This is a genomic window from Variovorax sp. W1I1 (assembly GCF_030815625.1).
Taxonomy (GTDB): Bacteria; Pseudomonadota; Gammaproteobacteria; order Burkholderiales; family Burkholderiaceae_C; genus Variovorax; species Variovorax paradoxus_C.
Window position 1 is genome coordinate 4374235 of record NZ_JAUSWZ010000001.1, and the last position, 25326, is coordinate 4399560.

General features: G+C 64.2%; 15 protein-coding genes and 2 pseudogenes. 7 read left to right on the forward strand and 10 right to left on the reverse strand.

The window, feature by feature from the left end:
• Positions 1–18: 18 nt before the first annotated feature.
• From QFZ83_RS20620 to QFZ83_RS32780, 4 genes and pseudogenes are all read right to left on the reverse strand, one after another.
• The gene (locus QFZ83_RS20620) at positions 19–1149 is read right to left on the reverse strand and encodes a DUF2827 domain-containing protein (protein ID WP_373424044.1); all 1131 of its coding nucleotides are present in this window, start codon (positions 1147–1149) and stop codon (positions 19–21) included.
• Positions 1150–1175: 26 nt separating this feature from the next.
• Positions 1176–2324 carry a DUF2827 domain-containing protein gene (locus QFZ83_RS20625; RefSeq protein WP_307509606.1) on the reverse strand — a complete coding sequence of 383 codons (1149 nt, stop codon included), beginning with the start codon at positions 2322–2324 and terminating at the stop codon, positions 1176–1178.
• 83 nt (positions 2325–2407) lie between these two features.
• Positions 2408–2818 carry a YadA-like family protein gene (locus tag QFZ83_RS32775; protein ID WP_373424064.1) on the reverse strand — a complete coding sequence of 137 codons (411 nt, stop codon included), beginning with the start codon at positions 2816–2818 and terminating at the stop codon, positions 2408–2410.
• A pseudogene (locus QFZ83_RS32780) lies at positions 2801–11575 on the reverse strand (hypothetical protein); the annotation flags it as partial. The pseudogene QFZ83_RS32780 and the gene QFZ83_RS32775, both read right to left, overlap by 18 nt.
• Positions 11576–11579: 4 nt before the next feature.
• Here QFZ83_RS32780 and QFZ83_RS20645 point away from each other — a divergent pair.
• On the forward strand, positions 11580–12308 hold the full coding sequence (locus tag QFZ83_RS20645; RefSeq protein WP_307509611.1) for a hypothetical protein: 729 nt from the start codon (positions 11580–11582) through the stop codon (positions 12306–12308).
• Between the two features lie 611 nt (positions 12309–12919).
• Here QFZ83_RS20645 and QFZ83_RS20650 read toward each other — a convergent pair.
• Positions 12920–13030: pseudogene (locus QFZ83_RS20650) on the reverse strand (ESPR domain-containing protein); the annotation flags it as partial.
• A gap of 342 nt (positions 13031–13372) precedes the next feature.
• Here QFZ83_RS20650 and QFZ83_RS20655 point away from each other — a divergent pair.
• On the forward strand, positions 13373–14509 hold the full coding sequence (locus tag QFZ83_RS20655; RefSeq protein WP_307509613.1) for a DUF2827 domain-containing protein: 1137 nt from the start codon (positions 13373–13375) through the stop codon (positions 14507–14509).
• A gap of 15 nt (positions 14510–14524) precedes the next feature.
• Positions 14525–15382 (forward strand): hypothetical protein, encoded by an 858-nt coding sequence (locus tag QFZ83_RS20660; RefSeq protein WP_307509616.1) that lies wholly within the window; start codon positions 14525–14527, stop codon positions 15380–15382.
• 69 nt (positions 15383–15451) lie between these two features.
• On the opposite strand, the gene QFZ83_RS20665 is transcribed toward QFZ83_RS20660, so the two are convergent.
• From QFZ83_RS20665 to QFZ83_RS20685, 5 genes are all read right to left on the reverse strand, one after another.
• Complete coding sequence (locus QFZ83_RS20665) at positions 15452–18034, reverse strand: bifunctional aconitate hydratase 2/2-methylisocitrate dehydratase (RefSeq protein WP_307509617.1); 2583 nt, start codon at positions 18032–18034, stop codon at positions 15452–15454.
• 75 nt (positions 18035–18109) lie between these two features.
• Complete coding sequence (locus tag QFZ83_RS20670; RefSeq protein WP_013540031.1) at positions 18110–18670, reverse strand: hypothetical protein; 561 nt, start codon at positions 18668–18670, stop codon at positions 18110–18112.
• 38 nt (positions 18671–18708) lie between these two features.
• A complete protein-coding gene (locus tag QFZ83_RS20675; RefSeq protein WP_307509619.1) occupies positions 18709–19707 on the reverse strand; it encodes a CoA ester lyase in 999 nt (332 codons plus the stop codon).
• A complete protein-coding gene (gene tam, locus QFZ83_RS20680) occupies positions 19704–20483 on the reverse strand; it encodes a trans-aconitate 2-methyltransferase (RefSeq protein WP_307509623.1) in 780 nt (259 codons plus the stop codon). The genes QFZ83_RS20675 and tam overlap by 4 nt, the downstream gene beginning before the upstream one ends.
• A 19-nt stretch (positions 20484–20502) precedes the next feature.
• A complete protein-coding gene (locus QFZ83_RS20685; protein ID WP_042578072.1) occupies positions 20503–21489 on the reverse strand; it encodes a malate dehydrogenase in 987 nt (328 codons plus the stop codon).
• A gap of 183 nt (positions 21490–21672) precedes the next feature.
• Between QFZ83_RS20685 and QFZ83_RS20690 the strand changes: the two genes are divergently transcribed.
• The 4 genes from QFZ83_RS20690 to sdhA all read left to right on the forward strand — a co-directional run bounded on the left by QFZ83_RS20690 (position 21673) and on the right by sdhA (position 25318).
• Positions 21673–22440 carry a GntR family transcriptional regulator gene (locus tag QFZ83_RS20690; RefSeq protein ID WP_306879727.1) on the forward strand — a complete coding sequence of 256 codons (768 nt, stop codon included), beginning with the start codon at positions 21673–21675 and terminating at the stop codon, positions 22438–22440.
• Between the two features lie 228 nt (positions 22441–22668).
• The gene (sdhC, locus tag QFZ83_RS20695; RefSeq protein ID WP_307509624.1) at positions 22669–23115 is read left to right on the forward strand and encodes a succinate dehydrogenase, cytochrome b556 subunit; all 447 of its coding nucleotides are present in this window, start codon (positions 22669–22671) and stop codon (positions 23113–23115) included.
• Positions 23116–23128: 13 nt separating this feature from the next.
• On the forward strand, positions 23129–23494 hold the full coding sequence (gene sdhD / locus QFZ83_RS20700; RefSeq protein ID WP_013540025.1) for a succinate dehydrogenase, hydrophobic membrane anchor protein: 366 nt from the start codon (positions 23129–23131) through the stop codon (positions 23492–23494).
• 15 nt (positions 23495–23509) lie between these two features.
• The gene (gene sdhA, locus QFZ83_RS20705) at positions 23510–25318 is read left to right on the forward strand and encodes a succinate dehydrogenase flavoprotein subunit (protein WP_013540024.1); all 1809 of its coding nucleotides are present in this window, start codon (positions 23510–23512) and stop codon (positions 25316–25318) included.
• Positions 25319–25326 lie beyond the last annotated feature (8 nt).

Consider the following 25326-nt stretch of genomic DNA (forward strand, 5'->3'; position numbering starts at 1 on the left):
TTCTCCTCTCACGCGTGCTCACGTGTAAAGGCTCTCGATGGCGGCGGTGTAGATGCGCACGTTTTCCTCGCCTTCGGGGTCGAGCTTGGCGACGAGTTGGCGTGCGCGCTCGCGATAGGCCGGCAGGTTGGCGTCGTGCGTGGCAAAGGCCTCCTGCAGCGCGCGGCCGCCCTCCTCGCAGTCGAAGTCGTGGTAGCGGTAGCCGCAGTCGCCGATGAGGTGCGAGTTGTGAATCAGCGGATAGCCGCCGTAGAGCGCCTCGTAGTAGAGATAGTTCTGCGCGTTCTCCCAGTGGTGCGCGAAGACGGCATCGACGTTGCCCGGCAGCACCTGGTACAGCGGAAAACGCCCCTCGAACGTAGCCAGCCCGTGCTGCACGATGTTCAGGCTCTGCGCGAAGCCGACGAACAGCGGCTTCTCTTTCAGGTGGAAGCTGTTGTAGACCCACACCCGCTCGAGCAGCCGCGGCTGCGCGCGGTGCGCCGCCTCGCAGCCGAGCATGGGGATGAAGCTGGTCTTCACCATGCAGATGTTGGGCTCGAAGATGGCCACGCGCCAGTGCTTGCGCCCGGGCACGTAGTCGAAGCCCTTGTCCTTGTCGTTGCCTTCGGCACGCGCCATGGCTTTTTCCAGAACCATCGGGCTCCAGAGGTGCGGCACCAGACGCACCGGCGCGCGGAAGGTGCTCGCGAAGTACGGCTTGCACGACACCTCGTACTCCGGCAGCGTCCAGACCTCGTCGTAGGGCGCGCCCGAGACCAGCATGCCGTGCGGCTTGTTGAAGATCATGCGTTCGATGTCGATCACGTAGTCGTTGCCCACGCGCATCGAGACGATCTTGCCGCCGCGCTCCTTGAACGCCACCGACCACTCGCGCGCCAGTTGCGCGCTCATCTCGATCATGAGATCGAGCTCCTGCGCGGCGGTGGCCATGTCGATGATCGGCACGGGCGAATCGGCCAGGAAGTTGGTGGCGTCCGCAGGACCGCCGTCGCCGCCGCCCGCCACCAGCACGGTGCTGCCCACGCGCGGCGAGCGCATCAGGAGCATCACGAGGAACAGGCAGTTCTGGTAGACGCCGTTTTCCCAGAGACTCTGCTCGCCCTTGCGGATGAAGATGGAAACGCCGACGCGGAGCTTTGCGGGCATGGCGCCGTGCTGTTGCTGTTGTTCGCTCATGCGGCCCTCACGCCATCGGCACGGAATGCGGGGTCGCCGCCCACGAGGTGCAGCAGCCGCTGCGCGTAGCCGTCGATGTTCGCCTGATGGAGCGGATCGATCGCATCGAACATGCGCTGGCTGCGGGCGCGGTAGTCGTGCAGTTGCGCATCGTGCCCGCGTACCGCCTGCAGCAGTTGGTCGGTGCCGGCGGCGATGTCGAAGTCGGGGTAGTAATAACCGGCATCGCGCAGCCAGGGCGAGTTGTGCACCAGCGGGTAGTTGCCGTACAGCGCGTCGAGATAGCTGTAGTTCTGGTCGTTCTGCCACTGGTGCGACACCACCGCATCGGCGAACTGCACCATGAACCCCGCGAAGTCGTGCCGTCCATGGAAGATGGCCTTGTGCTGGCGCACGATGTCCAGCGAGTTCGCCATGTAGAGCATCGTCGCGTGGTCCTTCAGGTGCAGGGTGTTGAGCACCTGCATCGACGTGACGGCGTTCGGGTCGATGCGGTAGGCGCCGTCGCAGATCAGCATGGGCACGCTGCTGGACTTCACCACCGAGATGTTGGGCTCGAAGATCGCCACGCGGAAGCCGGGTTGCTCGGCGGTACGCGGCGTGTAGCCGAAGCGATAGCCCGACGCCTCGACCTCGGCCACGCGCTGGTCCAGGAACTGCGGCGACCAGAGGTACGGCACCTCATGCACCGGGCAGCGGTGCAGGGTGCGCATCATCGGTGCGAAGACGCCGTCCTTGGGCAGCAGCCAGACCTCGTCGCAGCGGTCGGGCTTGCTGAAGTGGCCCTTGTCGCTGAACACGATCGGCTCGGCCAGCGCCACGAAGGGCTGCCCCACGCAATGGAAGACGGCGCGCCCGCCGCAGGCACGGAAGTAGGAGAGCCATTGCACGTCGAGCGCACCGGCCATCTCGATGACCACGTCCAGCGAATCGGTCAGATCGCGGGCGCGTCCGAAGGCCAGACCCATGGCGGACAGGTCGACCTGCGGCGGCATGGCCTGCTGGTCGCCCGCATCGACCAGCGTGACGGACTCGACGAAGTCGATGCGTTGCAGCAGCCGGGCAAGAAACAGGACGTTCTGTCCCATCCCGTTTTCCCAGATGTTCTGCCCCGCGTGGGTGAGGACTGAAATACCAATGCGCATGGGGGTGAGTGTGTACCAAAAAAAATGGCTCCCACACCCTCGGTGCGGGAGCCACGTTGCTGCGGCAACGCTGGTTCAGTGGCTTATTTCCACTTCCAACCGATGCCGGCGTTCACGCCCCACTCCTTGCCGGTGGTCGACAGACCCGCGCCCCAGGACATCTTGCCGTCGTCCGACAGGGCCTTGAAGGTCAGCGCCACGGCGCTGTAGCCCTTGTAGTTGCCGAAGCCCACGCCCACGGTCTTCTCGCCCGGGTAGAGCGTCGGCAGGTACGTGCCCGACATCGCGAAGGCCATCGCCGAGCCGGAGTAGGCGATGCGCGCCACCTCTCCGACCTGGCCCTGCACCTGGTTCAGCTGCTGCACGTTGACCGCATCGCCCGGCAGGATGCCCGGCGCCACGTTCGAGATGCGCGTGCCGCCCGGCGCCTGGCCGCCACCCAACGTGATCTGGTTGTAGTTGACCGACCCGTCCGGGTTGGTCGCGTACTGCACGCTGCTGGCCTTGGCTGCGGTCGATGCGGCCTTCAACTGGGCGACGTTGGTCGCGTCGCTGTCGGCCGAGCCTGCCGCCACACCGGTGATCTGGCGGAACTGGCCGTTGGCTGCGTCGCCCACGGACACCGCGGCTTGCGTGCTGGTCGTGGCCTTGATGGCTGCTTCCTGCTGCGCATTGGCGCTGCCGGGGACGTAGCCGACCATGCCGGCTCCGGTCGTCGCCTTGGACCCCGCGCCCAGCGCCACGCCACCGCTCTGGGTAACCAGCGAGTTGAAGCCGATGGCCGTGCCCTGGGAGACGTTCTGCGCCTGGCTCAGCGGCGTACCACCCGCATCAGCTCCGTCGCCGAATGCCACACCCTCGCCACCTGCGCGGGAGTTCTTACCGAATGCCTGCGAACCCGTCGCCAATGCTCCGGCACCGATCGCGATGGCGTTAGCACCGACAGCCTGGGCGCCAGAACCGATCGCGATGGCGTTGGTTTGGGTGGCTTGTGCGCCGAAGCCAATCGCCACGGTGCCGTCGGCCGTTGCCTTCGCGCTGTTGCCGGCGGCAAAGGAGTTGGCGCCGCTGGCTTCCGACTGCGGGCCAATCGCCACGGCTTCCTTGCCGCTGGCCACCGAGTCACCAGCGGTCGAGTTGGCGTGGAAGTACTTGGTGCCTTCGTTGTAGATCTTGCTGACCGACGTGCTCAGGCTGCCGATGTTGCTCGTGGCAGTGCTCAAGCCCGAAGAAGTCGAAGTCGACAGGCTGGCCAGGCCGCTGGTCGCGCCGCCCACGCTGGTCGACAGGCTGGCCAGGTTGCTGTCCGTCGTGCTCAGGCCGGTCGACAGGCTGTTGATGCTGCTCGTCGCAGTGCTCAGGCCGCTCGACGTGGACGTCGAGAGGCTGTTGACGTTGCTGTTCGTCGTGCTCAGGCCCGTCGACAGGCTGCCGACGCTGCTGGTCACGGTGCTCAGACCGGTCGACAGGCTGCTGATGCTGCTGGTCGCAGTGCTCAGGCCGCTCGACGTGGAGGTCGAGAGGCTGTCGACGCTGCTGGTGACCGTGCTCAGGCCGGACGAGGTCGAGGTCGACAGGCTGTTGATGCTGCTCGTGGCAGTGCTCAGGCCGGACGATGTCGAGGTCGAGAGGCTGTTGATGCTGCTGGTGGCAGTGCTCAAGCCCGACGATGTCGAAGTCGACAGACTGTTGACGCCGCTGGTCGCCGTGCTCAGGCCGCTCGACAGGCTCGAGATGCCGCTGGTGGCGGTGCTCAGGCCCGTGGAAAGGCTGCCAATGCCGCTGACCGCAGTGCTCAGGCCGATGGACAGGCTGCCGATGCCGCTGAACGCCGTGCTCAGACCGGTGGAGAGGCTGCCGATGCTGCTCGTCGCTGTGCTCAGGCCGCTCGAAGTGGAGGTCGAGAGGCTGCTCACGGTGCTGTCGGTCGTGCTCAGGCCTGTGGAGAGGCTGGTGATTCCGCTGGTGGCAGTGCTCAGGCCGGACGACGTGGAGGTCGACAGGCTGCTGACGTTGCTGTTGGTGGTGCTCAGGCCAGTGGACAGGCTGGAGATGCCGCTGGTTGCGGTGCTCAGCCCGCTCGAGGTCGAAGTGGACAAGCTGCCGATGCTGCTGGTCGCGGTGCTCAAACCCGACGATGTGGACGTCGACAAGCTGCCGACGGTGCTGTTGGTCGTGCTCAGGCCCGTCGACAGGCTGGAGATGCCGCTGGTCGCAGTGCTCAAACCAGACGACGTCGAGGTCGACAGGCTATCAATGCTGCTCGTTGCAGTGCTCAGGCCGCTCGAAGTAGACGTGGACAAGCTGCCGATGCTGCTCGTAGCAGTGCTCAGGCCGGACGACGTCGAGGTCGACAAGCTGTTGACCGTACTGTTCGTCGTGCTCAGGCCCGTCGACAGGCTCGAGATACCGCTGGTCGCCGTGCTCAAGCCAGACGACGTAGAGGTCGACAAGCTATCGATGCTGCTTGTGGCCGTACTCAAGCCGCTCGAAGTAGACGTTGACAAGCTGCCGATGCTGCTGGTTGCAGTACTCAGACCCGACGATGTGGACGTCGACAAGCTGCCGACAGTGCTGTTGGTCGTGCTCAGGCCGGTGGACAGGCTGGAGATACCGCTGGTCGCAGTGCTCAAACCCGACGATGTCGAGCTCGACAGGCTGCCGATGCTGCTGGTCGCGGTACTCAGACCCGACGATGTGGACGTCGACAAGCTGCCGACAGTGCTGTTGGTCGTGCTCAGGCCGGTGGACAGGCTGGAGATACCGCTGGTCGCAGTGCTCAAACCCGACGATGTCGAGCTCGACAGGCTGCCGATGCTGCTGGTCGCGGTGCTCAGACCCGACGACGTGGAAGTCGACAGGCTGCCGACAGTGCTGTTGGTCGTGCTCAGGCCGGTAGACAGGCTGGAGATGCCGCTGGTTGCAGTGCTCAGACCGGAGGACGTGGAGGTAGACAGGCTACCGATGCTGCTCGTGGCCGTGCTCAAGCCACTCGAAGTAGACGTCGACAGGCTGCCGATGCTGCTGGTTGCAGTGCTCAAACCCGACGATGTGGAAGTCGACAGGCTGCCAACGGTGCTGTTGGTCGTGCTCAGGCCGGTGGACAGGCTGGAGATGCCGCTGGACGCAGTGCTCAAACCAGACGATGTCGAGGTCGACAGGCTGCCGATGCTGCTAGTCGCGGTACTCAGACCCGACGATGTGGACGTCGACAAGCTGCCGACAGTGCTGTTGGTCGTGCTCAGGCCGGTGGACAGGCTGGAGATACCGCTGGTCGCAGTGCTCAGACCAGACGACGTCGAGGTCGACAGACTATCGATGCTGCTTGTGGCAGTGCTCAGGCCGCTTGAGGTCGAAGTCGACAGGCTGGAGATACCGCTGGTCGCCGTGCTCAGACCACTGGAAGTAGAGGTCGACAAGCTACCGATACTGCTGGTCGCAGTGCTCAAACCGGACGACGTTGAGGTCGACAGGCTGCTGATACCGCTGGTGGCAGTGCTCAGACCAGACGACGTCGAAGTCGACAAGCTGCCAATGCTGCTGGTTGCCGTGCTCAAACCCGAGGATGTGGAAGTCGACAGGCTGCCAACGGTGCTGTTGGTTGTGCTCAAGCCGGTGGACAGGCTGGAGATGCCGCTGGTCGCAGTGCTCAGACCACTGGAAGTCGAGGTCGACAGGCTATCGATGCTGCTTGTGGCCGTGCTCAAGCCGCTCGAAGTAGACGTCGACAAGCTGCCGATGCTGCTGGTTGCAGTGCTCAAACCAGCCGACGTCGAGGTCGACAGGCTGGAGATACCACTGGTCGCCGTGCTCAGGCCGGACGATGTGGAGGTTGAGAGGCTGCTGATACCGCTGGAGGTAGACGTCGACAGGCTGCTGATGCTGCTCGTCGCCGTGCTCAGGCCGCTCGAGGTCGAAGTCGACAGACTGGAGATACCACTGGTCGCCGTGCTCAAGCCCGACGATGTCGAGCTCGACAAGCTGTCAATGCTGCTCGTTGCAGTGCTCAGACCGGAGGAGGTCGAGGTCGACAGGCTGCCGATGCTGCTGGTAGCAGTGCTCAGACCGGACGACGTGGAGGTCGACAAACTGCTGATGCCGCTGGTGGCAGTGCTCAGACCAGACGACGTCGAAGTCGACAGGCTGCCGATGCTGCTTGTGGCGGTGCTCAGACCGGACGACGTGGAAGTCGACAGGCTGCTGATGCTGCTGGTCGCGGTGCTCAAGCCACTCGAAGTAGACGTCGACAAGCTCGAGATACCGCTGGTGGCAGTGCTCAGGCCGCTCGAAGTTGAGGTCGACAGGCTGCCGATGCCGCTCGTGGCGGTGCTCAGACCCGACGACGTCGAGGTCGACAAGCTATCAATGCTGCTCGTAGCGGTACTCAGACCTGAAGAGGTCGAAGTCGACAGGCTGCCGATGCTGCTCGTCGCAGTGCTCAAACCGCTTGATGTTGAAGTCGACAAGCTGCTGATGCCACTGGTCGCCGTGCTCAATCCCGACGATGTCGAGGTCGACAAGCTATCGATGCTGCTCGTGGCAGTGCTCAGACCAGACGACGCGGAAGTCGACAGGCTATCGATGCTGCTTGTGGCCGTGCTCAAGCCGCTCGAAGTAGACGTCGACAAGCTGCCGATGCTGCTGGTTGCAGTGCTCAAACCAGCCGACGTCGAGGTCGACAGGCTGGAGATACCACTGGTCGCCGTACTCAGGCCAGACGACGTGGAGGTTGAGAGGCTGCTGATACCGCTGGAGGTAGACGTCGACAGGCTGCTGATGCTGCTCGTTGCAGTGCTCAAGCCAGACGAGGTCGAAGTCGACAGGCTGGAGATGCTGCTGGTCGCCGTGCTTAGACCAGACGATGTCGAGGTCGACAGACTATCGATGCTGCTCGTAGCGGTGCTCAGACCTGAAGAGGTCGAAGTCGACAGGCTGCCAACCGTGCTGTTGGTCGTGCTCAGGCCAGTGGACAGGCTGGAGATGCCGCTGGTAGCGGTACTCAAACCAGACGACGTCGAGGTCGACAGACTATCGATGCTGCTCGTTGCGGTGCTCAGACCGCTCGAGGTCGAAGTTGACAAGCTGCCGATGCTGCTGGTGGCTGTGCTCAGACCTGACGATGTGGAGGTCGACAGGCTCGAGATACCGCTGGTCGCCGTGCTCAAGCCCGACGATGTTGACGTCGACAAGCTGTCAATGCTGCTTGTCGCGGTGCTCAGACCCGAAGAGGTCGAAGTCGACAGGCTGCCGATGCTGCTAGTCGCAGTGCTCAGACCGGACGATGTCGAGGTCGACAGACTATCGATGCTGCTTGTGGCAGTGCTCAATCCAGACGAGGTCGAAGTCGACAGGCTGCCAATGCTGCTCGTCGCAGTGCTCAGACCGCTCGAGGTCGAAGTCGACAAGCTGCCGATGCTGCTGGTCGCCGTGCTCAGACCGGACGATGTCGAGGTCGACAGGCTGCTGATGCCGCTGGTGGCAGTGCTCAGACCAGACGACGTCGAAGTTGACAAGCTGCTGATGCCACTGGTCGCCGTGCTCAAGCCAGACGATGTCGAGGTCGACAAGCTGTCAATGCTGCTCGTAGCCGTGCTCAAGCCAGACGAGGTCGAGGTCGATAAGCTGTCAATGCTGCTCGTGGCCGTGCTCAGACCACTCGAAGTCGAGGTCGACAGGCTGAAGATACCGCTGGTCGCCGTGCTCAGGCCAGACGACGTGGAGGTTGAGAGGCTGCTGATACCGCTGGATGTAGACGTCGACAGACTGCTGATACTGCTTGTGGCTGTGCTCAGGCCACTCGACGTCGAGGTCGACAGACTGCCAATGCTGCTGGTGGCCGTGCTCAGTCCGCTCGAGGTCGAGGTCGACAGGCTGGAGATACCACTGGTCGCCGTGCTCAGGCCGGACGATGTGGAGGTTGAGAGGCTGCTGATACCGCTGGAGGTAGACGTCGACAGACTGCTGATACTGCTTGTCGCTGTGCTCAGGCCGGACGACGTCGAAGTCGACAGGCTGCCAATGCTGCTGGTGGCCGTGCTCAGCCCGCTCGAGGTCGAAGTCGACAGGCTGGAGATACCACTGGTCGCCGTGCTCAGACCACTGGAAGTCGAGGTCGACAGGCTATCAATGCTGCTGGTAGCAGTGCTCAAGCCGCTCGAAGTAGACGTCGACAGGCTACCGATGCTGCTCGTCGCCGTGCTCAGGCCAGACGACGTGGAGGTTGAGAGGCTGCTGATACCGCTGGATGTAGACGTCGACAGACTGCTGATACTGCTTGTGGCTGTGCTCAGGCCGGACGACGTCGAAGTCGAAAGGCTGCCGATGCTGCTCGTAGCAGTGCTCAAGCCAGACGAGGTCGAAGTCGACAAGCTGCTGATGCCGCTGGTCGCCGTGCTCAAGCCACTTGAGGTCGAGGTCGACAAGCTGTCAATGCTGCTCGTCGCGGTGCTCAGACCCGAAGAGGTCGAAGTCGACAGGCTGGAGATACCGCTGGTCGCAGTGCTCAGGCCAGACGACGTCGAGCTCGACAGGCTGCCAATGCTGCTGGTTGCAGTGCTCAGACCAGAGGACGTCGAAGTCGACAGGCTGCCAATGCTGCTGGTTGCAGTGCTCAGACCGGACGACGTGGAGGTCGACAAGCTGCCGATGCTGCTCGTCGCAGTGCTCAATCCCGACGATGTCGACGTCGACAAGCTGCCGATGCTGCTCGTCGCAGTGCTCAATCCCGACGATGTCGACGTCGACAAGCTGTCGATGCTGCTCGTCGCGGTGCTCAGACCCGAAGAGGTCGACGTCGACAGGCTGCCGATGCTGCTGGTCGCAGTGCTCAGGCCGGACGACGTCGAAGTCGACAAGCTGCCGATGCTGCTCGTGGCGGTGCTCAGGCCGGACGAGGTCGAAGTCGACAAGCTGCCGATGCTGCTGGTCGCAGTGCTCAGGCCAGACGACGTCGAAGTCGACAGGCTGTCGATACTGCTCGTGGCTGTGCTCAGGCCCGACGACGTCGACGTCGACAAGCTCCCGAGGCTGCTCGTTGCTGTGCTCAAACCACTCGACGTGGACGTCGACAGGCTGCCAACGTTGCTGCTGACCGTGCTCAGGCCGCTGGACAATGAGGCGGTGACGGTTTTCAACTGCAAGACGTTGACTGCGTCCTGGTCTGCACTGCCCGGAGCCACGCCTGTGACCTGGCGATTGCCCACATTCACTTCGCCTGCCGAACTCTGCTTGCCGGCCAGACCGAAAGCGAGGTAATTGATCAGCGCGCCCACATTGGCGGCGGACCCTGCTCCCAGAGCTACGCTGTTGGGCATGTTGGTCACAGCGCCCCTGCCGATGGCAACGCTGTCGGTGCCATTCGAGATGGCCCCCTGCCCGATCGCCACGCTGTCGGCGCCGAGTGCCTGGCTGTCGGCCCCCGTGCTGTTGGCATGGAAATACTTCGTGCCCTTGTCGTTGATGGTGTTGACGGTGGTGCTCAGGGCGCCCAGATTGCTGTTGGTCGTGCTCAGCCCCGTCGACAGGCTGCCGATACCGCTGACGGAAGAGCTCAGCCCCGTCGAGAGGCTGCTCACGCTGCTGTTGGTCGTACTCAAGCCGGTGGACAGACTCGAGATCCCGCTGGTCGCCGTACTCAGTCCGCTCGAGGTCGAGGTCGACAAGCTACCAACGCTACTCGTAGCGGTGCTCAGACCGGACGAGGTGGAGGTCGACAGGCTGCTGATGCCACTCGAGGTGGACGTCGACAGGCTACCGATGCTGCTCGTCGCAGTGCTCAGGCCAGAAGACGTCGAGGTCGAAAGGCTGCCGATGCTGCTGGTGGCCGTGCTCAGGCCGGACGAGGTGGAGGTCGAGAGGCTGCTGATTCCGCTCGAGGTGGACGTCGACAGGCTGCCGATGCTGCTCGTAGCCGTGCTCAGACCAGACGACGTCGAGGTCGAGAGGCTGCTGATGCCGCTCGAGGTGGACGTCGACAGGCTACCGATGCTGCTCGTTGTCGTGCTCAGGCCCGACGACGTAGACGTCGAGAGGCTGCTAATGCCGCTCGAAGTGGAGGTCGACAGACTTCCGATACTGCTCGTAGCAGTGCTCAGGCCAGACGACGTCGAAGTCGACAGGCTAGAGATACCGCTGGTGGCCGTGCTCAAACCGGACGAGGTGGAGGTCGACAGGCTGGAGATGCTGCTCGTTGCCGTGCTCAGGCCGCTCGAGGCCGAGGTCGACAAGCTCCCGATGCTGCTCGTAGCGGTGCTCAGACCACTCGAAGTCGAGGTCGACAGGCTGGAGATACCGCTGGTTGCCGTGCTCAGACCAGACGACGTGGAAGTCGACAGGCTGGAGATGCTGCTCGTGGCCGTGCTCAAGCCACTCGAAGTAGAAGTCGAGAGGCTGCTGATGCCGCTCGAGGTGGAGGTCGACAGGCTACCGATGCTGCTGGTCGCGGTACTCAGACCAGAAGAGGTCGAGGTCGACAAGCTGCCGATGCTGCTCGTCGCAGTGCTCAGACCAGACGAGGTGGAAGTCGACAAGCTGCTGATGCTGCTCGTTGCCGTGCTCAAGCCAGACGACGTAGAGGTGGACAGGCTGCTGATGCCGCTCGAGGTCGAAGTCGACAAGCTGCCAATGCTGCTGGTCGCGGTGCTCAGACCCGAGGAGGTCGATGTCGACAGGCTGCCGATGCTGCTCGTAGCCGTGCTCAGGCCCGACGACGTAGAGGTCGACAGGCTGCGGATGCTACTGGTCGCAGTGCTCAGGCCCGACGACGTGGAGGTCGACAAGCTGCTGATACCGCTGGAGGTAGACGTCGACAGGCTTCCGATGCTGCTGGTTGCAGTGCTCAAACCAGACGACGTAGAAGTCGACAAGCTGCTGATGCCGCTCGAGGTAGACGTCGAAAGGCTGTTGATGCTGCTCGTGGCAGTGCTCAGGCCGCTCGACGTCGAGGTCGACAGGCTCGTGATGCTGGTCGAGAGACTCGTGTTGCTGGTGCTCAACTGCGCCACGGTCACCGCGTCCTGCTGCGCAGCGCCATCGGCCAGGTTGGTGATGCGTCGCGTCGGCGTGGCGCCGGACGCACCCACCGAGACTTCCGACGCCGGAGCTGCCGTGCCGGTCATGAAACCCTTACCGGTCGGCGAAGCCGCTGCGGTGGTCGAGCCCGAACCCAGCGCCACCGAATTGTCGGTCCGCACCAGTGCTCCAGCACCCAGGGCGACGGCGTTCACGCCCGTGCCTTGAGCTCCCTGCCCCATCGCGATGGCACCCGACTGGGTGGCATTGGCGTTGGTGCCCAAGGCGATCGCGCTGGTATTGCTGGCGTTGGCCTGGTCGCCCAGTGCGACGCTGCGCAAGCCCGATGCCTTGCTCTGGTTGCCCACCGCCACCGCGGCGAAATTCGACGCGACGTTGCCAACGCCCAGTGCCAAGGAATTGCCACCGCTGGCGTTGGCACCGTTGCCGAACGCGGAGTCCGAGCCGCCGGTGGCCCTGGCGGTGACGCCGACCGCCGTGTCCTGTGTTCCCGATGCCAACGCGCCGTTGCCGAGTGCCGTTGCGTCGGTGTTGGCCGCGTTGGCGTTGACGCCGATCGCCGTACTGGTCCCAACGCTCGCTTTCGCCCCATTGCCGATGGCGATGATGCCGCTGCCACTGCCGGATGCGTTCGCCCCATCACCGATGGCGAGGCCAAAGATGCTGTTGACGGTCGCACCGCGTCCGACTGCGATGCCCGAGGAGGCCACCGCCGTAGCGACTGCCTGGCCGCCGATTGCAATAGAGTCCGAGCCCAATGCGCGCGCCGAGGCCGTACCGTTGGCGCCAATAGCGGTCGCACCGATGCCATTGGCATTGGCTCCCGCTCCCACTGCCGTTGCGAAATTTGCATTTGCAACGGCGTCCGCCCCAAAGGCGGAGGAATTCGCGCCAGCCGCCTTCGTGGTGTTGGTGCCCACAGCCACGGCGTTCAGGCCGCTCGCCACAACTTGACCACCAATAGCGACGGAATCCTGGCCTGACGCGTTGGCGCCGGTTCCGATCGCCAGGGAATCGCCCGCGGTCGTCGTGGCCGAATAGGCCTTGGCGCCGGCGCCAATGGCAATCGCAGTACCGGCACTGATCGCGGCGGCATTTGCGCCATTGCCAATGGCGACGTTGTTTGTCGAAGCAGCTATCGAGTTGAAGCCGACAGCCACACTGCCTTGACCGGCAGCGTTGGCTTGCAGCCCCGAAGCCGTCGCCCATTTGGCAGCCGATGCAGCAAAACCCATTGCGGTGCCGCCGTCGCCGGTGACGTTGGTGTACGTCCCGAAGTTCGTGACACCCAAGAAGTTGTTGCCTCGGGCATAGCAACCCGCGACCACCGAGAAATTTCCGCTTCCATCGGAGGGCGCCACGGCGGTGTAGCTGGTGACACCATCCGGCCCTGTTCCCACCGAGCCAGTTGCCCCGCAGACCGCGCCCGCAGGCGTCCCACCGGTTCCCAGCCCAATCGTGCTGGCATGAACACTTGGTGCGGAACCGACCACAAACGCCAGCATCGCAGCCGCAAAGACACTCTGGAAATTGAATCTAGCGAACACCGGGCCGTCAACGACAGCGTTGGATGCGTGCCCTGCTTTAGCGGCCTTGCCCCGTGCCTTGGTGATTTCGGCGGCGGCAACCCAAGCGCCAAGAGCTTCGTTCCAGATACTTCTAAATGACTTATTCATGTGCTTTGAGCTCGTGGCGAATGGCCGGCAGGGATCGATCGAAGAGCAACGGTTGTCAGCGGACGACAACCGCTCGTTGACCAGTCAGGCGCAACGTGCGCCAGCGTTTACAGGAACGCTGGAATGTACGCAGTCATTTACATTCCTGATGCGATGCAACAAGGCTAAAAAAGCAGAGGGATGATTTAGTTCACAAAATCGAACGATCAACGCCAAACGCTGATCCAGACCGTTGCAACCAAGAGACGATGGGGGCGCCGCGACCTAAAATCGCCGGCCCTTCTTCTTTCTGGCCTTTTGGTCATCGGCGGGCTGCAAAGGCCGTATCTCGCAAAACAAACAATGACCCCCAGCACCGGCCTGCGCATCGGCATCACCATCGGCCTGCACCACGAAGCCGAAACCCTCTGGAACAACGGCATCAAGCAGAACGCCGTCTTCCTGGCCGAAGCGCTGAAGCACTGCCCGAGCGTTGCCTCGGTCGTGCTGGTCAACACCACGGCCATCCCCATCACCTCAGCCCTGCCCTGGGACCAGACGCGCTGGCCCACCGTGACCTTCGAGGCGGCCAAGGACAACGTCGATGTGCTGATCGAACTCGGCGGCCAGATCGACTGCGCGCAGACCGACCACCTCAAGCGGCGCGGCGCACGCCTCGTGTCGTACTGCTGCGGCTTCGAGTACGTGCACGCCATGGAGTCGATGCTGTTCAACAAGCCCCTCTGGGGCCAGAACCTGTACATCAACCAGCGCTACGACGACATCTGGATGGTTCCGCAGGTCGCCAACATCAGCCAGCCGTTCTTCGAGGTGCTGCGCCGCACCGAGGCCCGCCCAGTGCCTTTCGTCTGGAGCCCGGTGTTCCTCAACGAACGCAGCCGCGCCCTGCCCGATGCCGGCGTGTACCAGCCGCGCAGCGGACCGCGCCGGCTCAGCGTGATGGAGCCGAACATCAACGTGGTGAAGTTCTGCCTCTATCCGATCCTCGTTGCCGAGTTGTCGTACCGCGCGCGGCCTGACGCCATCGCCCTGCTGCAGGTCACCAACTCCGAGCGGATGGCCAAGGAGAACATGGAGTTCATCACGCTGATGAACCAGCTCGACCTGGTCCGCCAGCACAAGGCGGTGTTCCTGGGCCGGCATGAAACGCCCGTGTTCCTCGCGCAGAACACCGACATCGTGGTGTCCCACCAGTGGGAGAACCCGCTCAATTACTTCTACCTGGAAACCTGCTGGCAGGGGTACCCGCTGGTGCACAACGCGCACCTGTGCGCCGACCTCGGTTACTACTACCAAGGCAACGACGTGGCCGCGGGCAGTGCCCGGGTGCTCGAAGCCATCGACACCCACGATGCCGAGGCCACCGCCTACCGCGAGCGCCAGCGCGGACTGATCGACCGTTACCTTCCCGGCAACGCAGCGGCCACCGAGGTCTACAACCAGTTGCTGCTCGGCCTGATGCAGCGTCCTGCCCGATGAACGAACACCTTTTCCATGCTTGATCCTTCCGAGCTTCGGCAGTTTTTCCCGGTGGTCGTGTCACCCAGCCATGACGGCAAGTTCTTCCAGAACTATGTGACCTCGCTGCTGAACTTCGCGATCGAGTCCGAACGCGCCGGCATGCGCATGCAGGTGCTGTTCCACCAGGGCGAGAGCCTGGTCACACGCGCGCGAAACAACTGCGTGGCCCAGTTCCTGGCCAATCCGAACTGGACGCACCTGTTCTGGATCGACGCCGACATCGGTTTCTCGGCGCAAGCCGCGTTCCGGCTGCTGCTGTCGGGCTACGACATCGCGGCCGGCGTCTATCCGCTCAAGCGCGAGAACTGGCCCGCCGAAGGTGTTCCGGCAGGCACGACGCAGCAGCAGTTCGAAGCCACCTTCACCCGCTACACGGTCAACGCAAAGGCGTCCGAGCTCACCTCGCAGGTCGAGCTCGAGGTGCAGCCCGACGGCTTCATGAAGATGACCGAGGCGCCGACCGGCTTCATGGTGATCAAGCGCGCCGTGTTCGAGCGCCTCATCGCAAGCTATCCCGACCTGAACTACGTGCCCGACAGCATCGGCGAAACCGACCAGGGCCTGCACTACCGCTTTTTCGACGTGATGGTCGACCCCGAGACGCGCCGCTACCTGTCGGAAGACTACGGCTTCTGCCGCCTGTGGTCGGGATTGGGCGAGTCGATCTACATCGACGCGAACTCCAACCTGAGCCACCAGGGCGCCAAGATGTACCGCGGCGATTTCGCCAGTTCGCTGCTGACCTCGCTGCCGCACGCGGTGGGTGGCCCTGCCGGCGCGACGATGGTGCTCAAGGGCCAGGAATACCTACAGCCGAACCTGCCAGGTTGAGCCAGGCGCAGCACCCAAGAAAAAGCCCCGTCGAGACGGGGCTTTTTCAATGGGCCTGCGGGATGAAGATCAGGCTGCCGCCGTCTCCGCCACCTTGTAGTCCTCGATCTTGTCGAAGTTCAGGTATTGGTAGATCTGGCTGCTCGATGCATCGAGCACGCCGGTTGCGGCCATGTATTCCTCGCGCGTCGGGATGCGGCCCAGCCGCGAGCAGATCGCGGCCAGTTCGGCCGAGCCGAGGTACACGTTCGTGTTCTTGCCCAGGCGGTTGGGGAAGTTGCGGGTGCTGGTCGACATCACCGTCGCGCCTTCGCGCACCTGCGCCTGGTTGCCCATGCACAGCGAGCAGCCCGGCATTTCGGTGCGGGCGCCAGCATTGCCGAACACACCGTAGTGGCCTTCTTCGGTAAGCTGCTGCGCATCCATCTTGGTCGGCGGCGCGATCCACAGCTTGACCGGGATGTCGCGCTTGCCTTCGAGCAGCTTCGATGCGGCGCGGAAGTGGCCGATGTTGGTCATGCACGAACCGATGAACACTTCGTCGATCACGGCACCGGCCACGTCGCTCAGCGTCTTCACGTCGTCCGGATCGTTCGGGCAGGCCACGATGGGTTCGTGGATCTCGGCCAGGTCGATCTCGATGACGGCGGCGTAGTCGGCGTCGGCATCGCCCTGGAGCAGTTGCGGATCCTTCAGCCAGGCTTCCTGCGCGGCGATGCGGCGCGCCAGTGTGCGGGCGTCGGCATAGCCTTCGGCAATCATCCACTTCATCAGCGTGATGTTGCTGTTGATGTACTCCTGGATCGGTTCCTTGTTCAGGTGCACCGTGCAACCGGCGGCCGAGCGTTCGGCCGAGGCGTCGCTCAGCTCGAAGGCTTGCTCCACCTTCAGGTCGGGCAGGCCTTCGATTTCCAGGATGCGGCCCGAGAAGATGTTCTTCTTGCCTTGCTTGGCCACGGTCAACAGGCCCGACTTGATGGCGTACAGCGGAATCGCGTTGACCAGGTCACGCAACGTGACGCCCGGCTGCATCTTGCCCTTGAAGCGCACGAGCACCGATTCAGGCATGTCCAGTGGCATCACGCCGGTGGCAGCCGCGAAGGCCACGAGGCCGGAGCCTGCGGGGAAGCTGATGCCGATGGGGAAACGGGTGTGGCTGTCGCCGCCCGTGCCCACGGTGTCGGGGGTCAGCAGGCGGTTGAGCCAGGAATGGATCACGCCATCGCCCGGACGCAGCGAGACGCCGCCGCGGTTGGCCATGAAGTCGGGCAGTTCGTGGTGCATCTTGACGTCGACCTTCTTCGGGTACGCCGCCGTGTGGCAGAACGACTGCATCACGAGGTCGGCCGAGAAGCCGAGGCAAGCCAGGTCCTTCAGCTCGTCGCGCGTCATCGGGCCGGTGGTGTCCTGCGAGCCGACCGAGGTCATCTTGGGTTCGCAGTACGTGCCCGGGCGAACGCCCGTGCCTTCGGGCAGACCGCAGGCGCGGCCGACCATCTTCTGCGCGAGCGAGTAGCCCTTCTTGGTGTCGACCGGGCTGGTCGGCAGGCGGAACAGCGTGGAGACCGGCAGGCCCAGCGCTTCGCGCGCCTTGGCCGTCAGGCCGCGGCCGATGATCAGCGGAATGCGGCCGCCGGCGCGCACTTCGTCGAACAGCACCTCGCTCTTGACCTGGAATTCGGCGATGACCTTGCCGTCCTTCAGCGCCTTGCCTTCGTAGGGACGCAGCTCGACCACGTCGCCCATGTTCATCTGCGCCACATCGAGCTCGATGGGCAGTGCGCCCGAGTCTTCCATGGTGTTGTAGAAGATCGGCGCGATCTTGCCGCCGAGGCAGACGCCGCCGAAGCGCTTGTTGGGCACGAACGGAATGTCTTCGCCGGTGAACCACAGCACCGAGTTGGTGGCGCTCTTGCGCGACGAACCCGTGCCGACCACGTCGCCGGCATAAGCCACGAGGTGGCCGCGCGCGCGCAGGTCTTCGATGAACTTCACCGGGCCGCGCTTGCCGTCTTCTTCGGGGACGATGCCGGGGCGTGCGTTCTTGTGCATCGCAAGCGCGTGCATCGGGATGTCGGGACGCGTGGTGGCGTCGGGTGCGGGCGACAGGTCGTCGGTGTTGATTTCGCCAGCCACCTTGAAGATGCTGACGGTGATGCTCTCGGGCACTTCGGGGCGGCTGGTGAACCACTCGGCATCGGCCCAGCTTTGGAGCACGCCCTTGGCGTTGGCGTTGCCCTTGTCGGCCTTTTCCTTGACGTCGTGGAACTGGTCGAACATCAACAGGGTTTTCTTCAGACCTTCGGCCGCCACGGCGCCGACTTCGGCGTCGTCCAGCAGGTCGATCATCGGGCTGATGTTGTAGCCGCCGAGCATGGTGCCGAGCAGTTCGGTGGCACGGGCGCGCGAAAGAAACTCGCTCTTCTCGGTGCCATGCGCCACGGCGGCGAGGTAGCTCGCCTTGACCTTCGCCGCATCGTCCACGCCGGCAGGCACGCGATAGGTGAGCAGGTCCAGCAGGAAGGCGCCGTCCTTTTCGTTCGCGCTCTTGAGGAGCTCGATCGCTTCAGAGGTCTGCTTCGCGCTCAGGGGCAGCGGCGGGATACCGAGCGCGGCGCGTTCGGCAACATGGTCAACGTAGGCTTGCAACATCTTCTTTTCTCCGGAAACTGACTGGCGGGTGTGCAGCGCGGCAAGCAAGAGCCGCGCCGCATCCCGTGAGGACTCTTACTTCTTGGCCGGGTCGGCGCCTTCAAAAAGGCTCTTCGGCGGGTTCTTCTTCATCTCTTCGGCAAAGGCGACCTGGGCGGCCGTCTGGCACTCGTCGGCGATGCGCAGGCCAGCCTTCTGGTTCATCAGCATCGACTTGTTGCCCAGCTGGAGCCACATGGCGCCGGCACGCGGGTCTTCGAGGCGGATGGCGCCGGTGCGGCTTTCGACCGGGTGCATGCGGTACTTCAGGCCCTTGGTGGTCACGTTGAAGAAGCCGGGCTTCTTCTCGTCTTCGGTGACGGTGACGTCAGCGCCGAGTTCGCACTGGGCCTTGCCGGTGGACACGCGCTTGGCGACTTCCAGGTCGGCGTCGGTCAGCACGACATTCGTTTCGTCGGCGATCGGCGTGACTTCCTCGACAGCCTTGGCGGCCTTGCGGGTCACTTGGCGCTTGGGCGGGGCCTTCTTCTTTGCTTCGGTGGACTTCGCGGCCGGCTTGGCAGGCGCCGCGCTTTGTGCCATGGCACCGAACGGCAGAGCCAGGGCCAGTGCGGCGATCAGGGCAATTTTCTTCATGTGTGGGTTTCCTTGAGGCTGGGTTCGAAGGTTTCGTTTCAGGAGGCCGCGAATGCAAACCAGGCTTTCGCCTCGGAGGGCAACGCGCGCCCTGTTGCGTGGGCGCGCGTCAGAACCTGCCAGAAGTGGCGGTAGCTCGCGCGGTCGTGCAATGTGCCATCAATTTGTGTCGGCGCCCAATCGGCGGCTGCGGCTTTTGCAATGATTTGTGTAGCAACCTGGATCTGCGCCTCGTCGGGCGCGAAGGCCTCGAGGATGGGGCGGATCTGGTTCGGATGGATGCTCCACATGCGCGTGTAGCCGAATTCGGTGGCCGCCTTGCGGGCCGCGACGCGCATCGCGTCGGTGTCGTTGAACTCGGTCACGACGCAGTGCGAAGGCACCTTGCCGTAGGCGTGCGCCGCCGAGGCGATGGCCAGCTTGGCACGCACCACCAACGGATGCGTGAACTGCCCGGCAGCGCCCATGCCGTCGGCGGGAATGGCGCCGGCATGCGCCGACACGAAATCCATCAGGCCGAAACTGAGCGACTGCACGCGCGGATGCGCTGCAATTTCGAAGGCGTTGTGCACCGCCAGAGGCGACTCGATCAGCACGTGCAGCGGCAGCGCGTCGGCATCGGCCGCTTCGAGCGCGGCCACGGCCTGCAACACGTCGGTAACCGATTCGACCTTGGGCACCATCAAGTGGCTCAGGCGCTGGCCGGCACGGCCGGCGATGGTGATCACGTCGCCCGCGAAGGCCGGGTGATCGACCGGGTGCACGCGCACGCCGACACGCATGCCGGGCTTGGCGGCCAGCGCCAGCTCGGTGACGAGCGCGGCATGCTCGGCCTCGCCGCCCACCGGGGCGCCGTCTTCGCAATCGAGGGTGACATCGAACACGCAGGCGCCGAATTCCTCGGCCATCTCGGCCTGGAGCGCGAGGCTCTTCTTCATGCGCGCTTCGACGCCGCTGTAGTGGTCGCACACGGGCAAGGTCACGGCGCCGGCTTGCGCGCCGAGCAGCACTTCACCTGGGTGAACGGCGTTGGTCATGCCTTCTTCTGCGCCACGATGAACATGCGCGGAAACGCGAGCAGCCGCTTGCCGTCGGTGCGCGCCGGATAGGCCTCGTTCACACGGCGTTCGTATTCGGCGAGGTAGCTGGCTTGCAGGTCGGGCGGCAGCCGGTCGACGAAGGGCTTCAGGCCCGTGCCGCGCACCCATTCGACGATGGAAGCCGCGTCGGCCATGCGGTGCTGATAGATCGTGTGCCAGACATCGACGTTGGCCGCATGCGGCGCCAAGAGGTCGTAATAACCGCCGAGCGGCAGCAGCTTGGTGCGCAGCCGGTCGGCATCGCCGATGGGCTCGGCCCAGGGCGCTTCGGCAGCCAGCGAGCGCATCAGGCGGTGCGTGGGCTCCTGGCGGTTGTCGGGCATCTGGACGGCGAGCACGCCGCCCGGGGCCAGCGCGTCGAACAGGCGGGGGATCAGCGTTTCGTGATCCGGCACCCATTGCAGGGACGCATTGGCATAAATGAGGTCGGGCGCTTTGTCTTGCGGCGCCCAGGTCGCGATGTCGCTCAACTCGAAGCGCGCACTGGGCAGGCGCTCGCGAGCGCTGACCAGCATGGCCTCGGAGTTGTCGGTCCCGAGGGCTTCTGCCTTCGGGAACCGGTTGACCAGCAGTTCGGTGGAGTTGCCCGGCCCGCAGCCGAGGTCGACCACGCGGTCGGCTTCGGCCAATGGCACCCGCGCCAGGAGTTCCTGTGCGGGTCGGGTGCGCTCGTCTTCGTAGCGACGGTAGAGCGCGGGGTTCCAGTCGAGCATGCGGTCAGCTTTACTTGGCTTACAGCAGGTGGGCGACGCCAGCGCGTTCGCCTTCGAGCTCTTCGAGGGTCTTGTTGATGCGTTCCTGGCTGAATGCATCGATTTCCAGGCCTTCGACCAGCTTGTACTCACCGTTTTCGCAGGTGACGGGGAAGCCGAACATCACGTCCTTCGGAATGCCGTACTGGCCGTCCGACGGGATGCCCATCGTGACCCACTTGCCGTTGGTGCCCAGGGCCCAGTCGCGCATGTGGTCGATGGCGGCGTTGGCGGCAGAAGCAGCCGACGACAGGCCGCGTGCTTCGATGATGGCCGCGCCGCGCTTGCCGACGGTCGGAAGGAAGGTGTTGGCGTTCCATTCCTGGTCGTTGATCATCTTGGCGACGCTTTCGCCGTTGATGGTGGCGAAGCGGTAGTCGGCGTACATCGTGGGCGAGTGGTTGCCCCAGACGGTGAGCTTCTCGATGTCGGCCACGGCCTTGCCGGTCTTGGCGGCGATCTGGCTGGCGGCGCGGTTGTGGTCCAGGCGCAGCATGGCGGTGAAGTTCTTGCGCGGCAGGTCGGGTGCGCTCTTCATGGCGATGTAGGCGTTGGTGTTGGCCGGGTTGCCGACCACAAGCACCTTGACATTGCGGCTGGCAACGGCGTTCAGCGCCTTGCCCTGTGCCGTGAAGATGGCGCCGTTAACGGCCAGCAGTTCGGCACGTTCCATGCCGGGGCCGCGGGGACGCGAACCGACGAGCAGGGCGTAGTCGGCATCCTTGAAGGCGGTCATCGGGTCGCCGTGGGCTTCCATGCCGGCCAGCAGCGGGAAGGCGCAGTCGTCCAGTTCCATCATCACGCCCTTGAGCGCCTTCTGGGCCTTCTCGTCGGGGATTTCAAGCAGTTGCAGGATGACCGGCTGGTCTTTGCCGAGCATTTCGCCGGAAGCGATACGGAACAACAGGGCGTAACCGATTTGACCGGCGGCACCGGTAACGGCAACGCGGACAGGCTTTTTGCTCATGGGAAGACTCCAGAAGGTGGTGAAACGGGGTCGGCGCTCTCGTGGGGCGCCAAGGTCCGACGGGGGAAACAGTGTCCCGCGGCGCGAGACCGGCCCGCATTTTAAGCCGATTCAATGAGCCTCGTCTTATGTCTTATATAAGATATCCTCGGGGGCGACGCCAAGGCGCACCCCACCGCTGCCATGAACACCCCCACCGCCCTCGACGAGCCCCCTACGCCGTCTACGCCGTCCTTCAGCCCGCTCTACCAGCAGATCAAGACATTGATCCTGCAGAGCCTGCAGGCGGGCGAGTGGAAGCCGGGCGAACCCATTCCGAGCGAAATGGACCTGGCCGTGCGCTATCGCGTGAGCCAGGGCACGGTGCGCAAGGCCATCGACGAACTCTCGGCTGAAAACCTGGTGGTGCGGCGCCAGGGCAAGGGCACCTTCGTCGCCACGCATGCCGAGCAGCATGTGCAGTACCGCTTCCTCAAGCTGGTGCCCGATGCGGGCGACCCGAACATCGAAGGCCCCGCCGAACGCACGATCGTCGACTGCAAACGCCTGCGCGCGTCGGCCGACGTGGCGCGCGCGCTCGGCCTTCGCACCGGCGACGCCGTGCTGCAGGTGCGCCGCGTGCTCGCCTATGCGAGCGTGCCGACCATCCTGGAAGACCTCTGGCTGCCCGGCGCGCCCTTCAAGGGGCTCACGGCCGAGCGCCTGCGCGCATGGCCCGGCCCGATGTATGCGCTCTTCGAAACCGAGTTCGGCGTGCGCATGGTGCGCGCCGAAGAAAAAATCCGTGCGGTGCTGCCCGATGCGGAGCAAGCTGCGCTGCTCGCGGTGACGTCGCAGATGCCGTTGCTGAGCGTCGAACGCGTGGCGCACACGTATCACGACATGCCGATGGAGCTGCGCCGAGGCCTCTATCGCACCGACACGCACCACTATCGCAACCAGCTCGGCTGACGACGCATCGACATGGACCACCGAACCGACCGCCTCGAAGCGCCCGCACTGCGTGCACAACACGCTACGAAGTCAATAGCATCCGACTGCTGCGGTGCGCCGACTCGAACGCGTCCGATACGCAATGGTGCATTGCAATAGAATTTTGCGTTGTTTGCATTTCCGCAGAAGAGAAACAAAAGCGTTCGCTCTCAGAACAAGCCACCAACAAGCCACGAAAGCCCCTCAATGACAGAGCTTGCATCTCCCCCCCGGCCACCGCGTCGCGAATTCCGAAACATCAATGCGTTCACCGATCTCACGACCTACCGGCTCCCGCCGGCCGGCATCGTGTCGATCCTGCACCGCGTCAGCGGCGTGCTGATGTTCCTGTTGCTGCCGTTCATCATCTGGATGTTCGACACCTCGCTCTCTTCGGACTATTCGTTCGCCAAATTCAAGGCCGCATTCAACAGCGGCCTTGGTTTCGTTCCGGGATGGTTTTTCAAGCTCGTCGCGCTCGCGCTGATCTGGGCCTACCTGCACCACTTCATCGCGGGCCTGCGCCACCTTTGGATGGACGTGAGCCACGCCGCCGTGACCAAGGAATTCGGTCACACCTCCGCGCTCTTCACGCTGGGCGCGAGCATCATCCTCACGCTGGCGCTGGGCGCCAAGCTGTTCGGCCTGTACTGAGAAGGAGCCACCCATGTCTGTGAATTACGGCTCCAAGCGCATCGTCGTCGGCGCTCATTACGGTTTGCGCGACTGGCTCAGCCAGCGCATCACGGGCGGCCTGATGGCGCTCTTCACGGTCATCCTGCTCGCGCAGATGATCTTCACGCGCGGCCCCATCGGCTACGACCTCTGGGCCGGCATCTTCGCCGCGCAGTGGATGAAGGTGCTGACCTTCTCCGTGATCGTCTCCCTGCTCTATCACGTGTGGGTCGGCATGCGCGACGTGTGGATGGACTATGTCCAGCCCGTCGGCATCCGTCTTGTGCTGCAAATTTTCACCATCGTCTGGCTTGTCGGTTGTGCGGGTTGGGCCATTCAAGTGCTTTGGAAGATCTGACCTGACATCCCCACCATGACCTATACAAAAGAACAAATCACCAAGCGCAAGTTCGACGTCGTGATCGTCGGCGCCGGCGGCTCCGGCATGCGCGCCTCGCTGCAACTGGCACGCGCCGGCCTCAACGTAGCCGTGCTTTCCAAGGTGTTCCCCACGCGTTCGCACACCGTCGCCGCGCAAGGCGGCGTGGGCGCATCGCTCGGCAACATGAGCGAGGACAACTGGCACTACCACTTCTACGACACGATCAAGGGCTCCGACTGGCTCGGCGACCAGGACGCGATCGAGTTCATGTGCCGCGAAGCGCCGAAGGTCGTGTACGAGCTCGAGCACTTCGGCATGCCCTTCGACCGCAACCCCGACGGCACGATCTACCAGCGCCCGTTCGGCGGCCACACGGCCAACTACGGCGAGAAGCCCGTGCAGCGCGCCTGCGCCGCGGCCGACCGCACCGGCCACGCGATGCTGCACACGCTCTATCAAAAGAACGTCGAGGCGCGCACCCAGTTCTTCGTCGAATGGATGGCGCTGGACCTCATCCGTGACGACGAAGGCGATGTGGTCGGCGTGACCGCGCTCGAAATGGAAACCGGCGACCTGCACATCCTGCAGGCCAAGACCGTGCTGCTGGCCACCGGCGGCGCGGGCCGCATCTTTCAGGCCTCGACCAATGCCTTCATCAACACCGGCGACGGTTTGGGCATGGCGGCGCGCTCGGGCATTCCGCTGCAGGACATGGAGTTCTGGCAGTTCCACCCGACCGGCGTGGCCGGCGCGGGCGTGCTGCTGACCGAAGGCTGCCGCGGCGAAGGCGCCATCCTGCTGAACAGCAACGGCGAACGCTTCATGGAGCGCTATGCGCCCACGCTGAAGGACCTGGCACCGCGCGACTTCGTCTCGCGCTCGATGGACCAGGAAATCAAGGAAGGCCGAGGCTGCGGTCCCAACAAGGACTACGTGCTGCTCAAGCTCGACCACCTGGGCGCCGACACCATCCACAAGCGCCTGCCTTCGGTGTACGAGATCGGCGTCAACTTCGCCAACGTCGACATCACGAAGGAACCGATTCCCGTCGTGCCGACCATCCACTACCAGATGGGCGGCATCCCGACCAACATCAACGGCCAGGTCGTCATCCAGAAGGGCGAGGACAATAGCGCCGTGGTGAACGGCCTCTACGCGGTGGGCGAATGCTCCTGCGTGAGCGTGCACGGCGCGAACCGCCTGGGCACGAACTCGCTGCTCGACCTCTTGGTGTTCGGCCGCGCGGCCGGCAACCACATCGTCGAGTTCAACGACAAGCTGAAGGAACACAAGGAACTCCCGAAGGATGCGGCCGACCGCACGCTGGAGCGCCTGAACCGCCTCGAATCGACCACCACCGGCGAATACGCGCAGGACGTGGCCGGCGAAATCCGCGCCGTCATGCAGCAGCACGCCGCGGTGTTCCGCAAGCAAGCCTCGATGGACGAAGGCGTGGTCAAGATCGCCGCCGTGCGCGAGCGCGTCAATTCGATCGGCCTGAAGGACAAGTCCAAGGTGTTCAACACCGCGCGCATCGAAGCGCTGGAAGTCGACAACCTGATCGAAGTGGCGCAGGCCACGATGGTCTCGGCCGCCGCCCGCCGCGAATGCCGCGGCGCCCACACGGTGGAAGACTACGAGCGTCCCGCGGACGACCCGGTCGCACCGCTCGGCCGCGACGACGCCAACTGGATGAAGCACACGCTCTGGTACAGCCAGGACAACCGCCTCTCGTACAAGCCGGTCAAGCTGCAGCCGCTCACGGTGGCCTCGGTTCCGCCGAAGGTCCGCACGTTCTAAGTCACGGC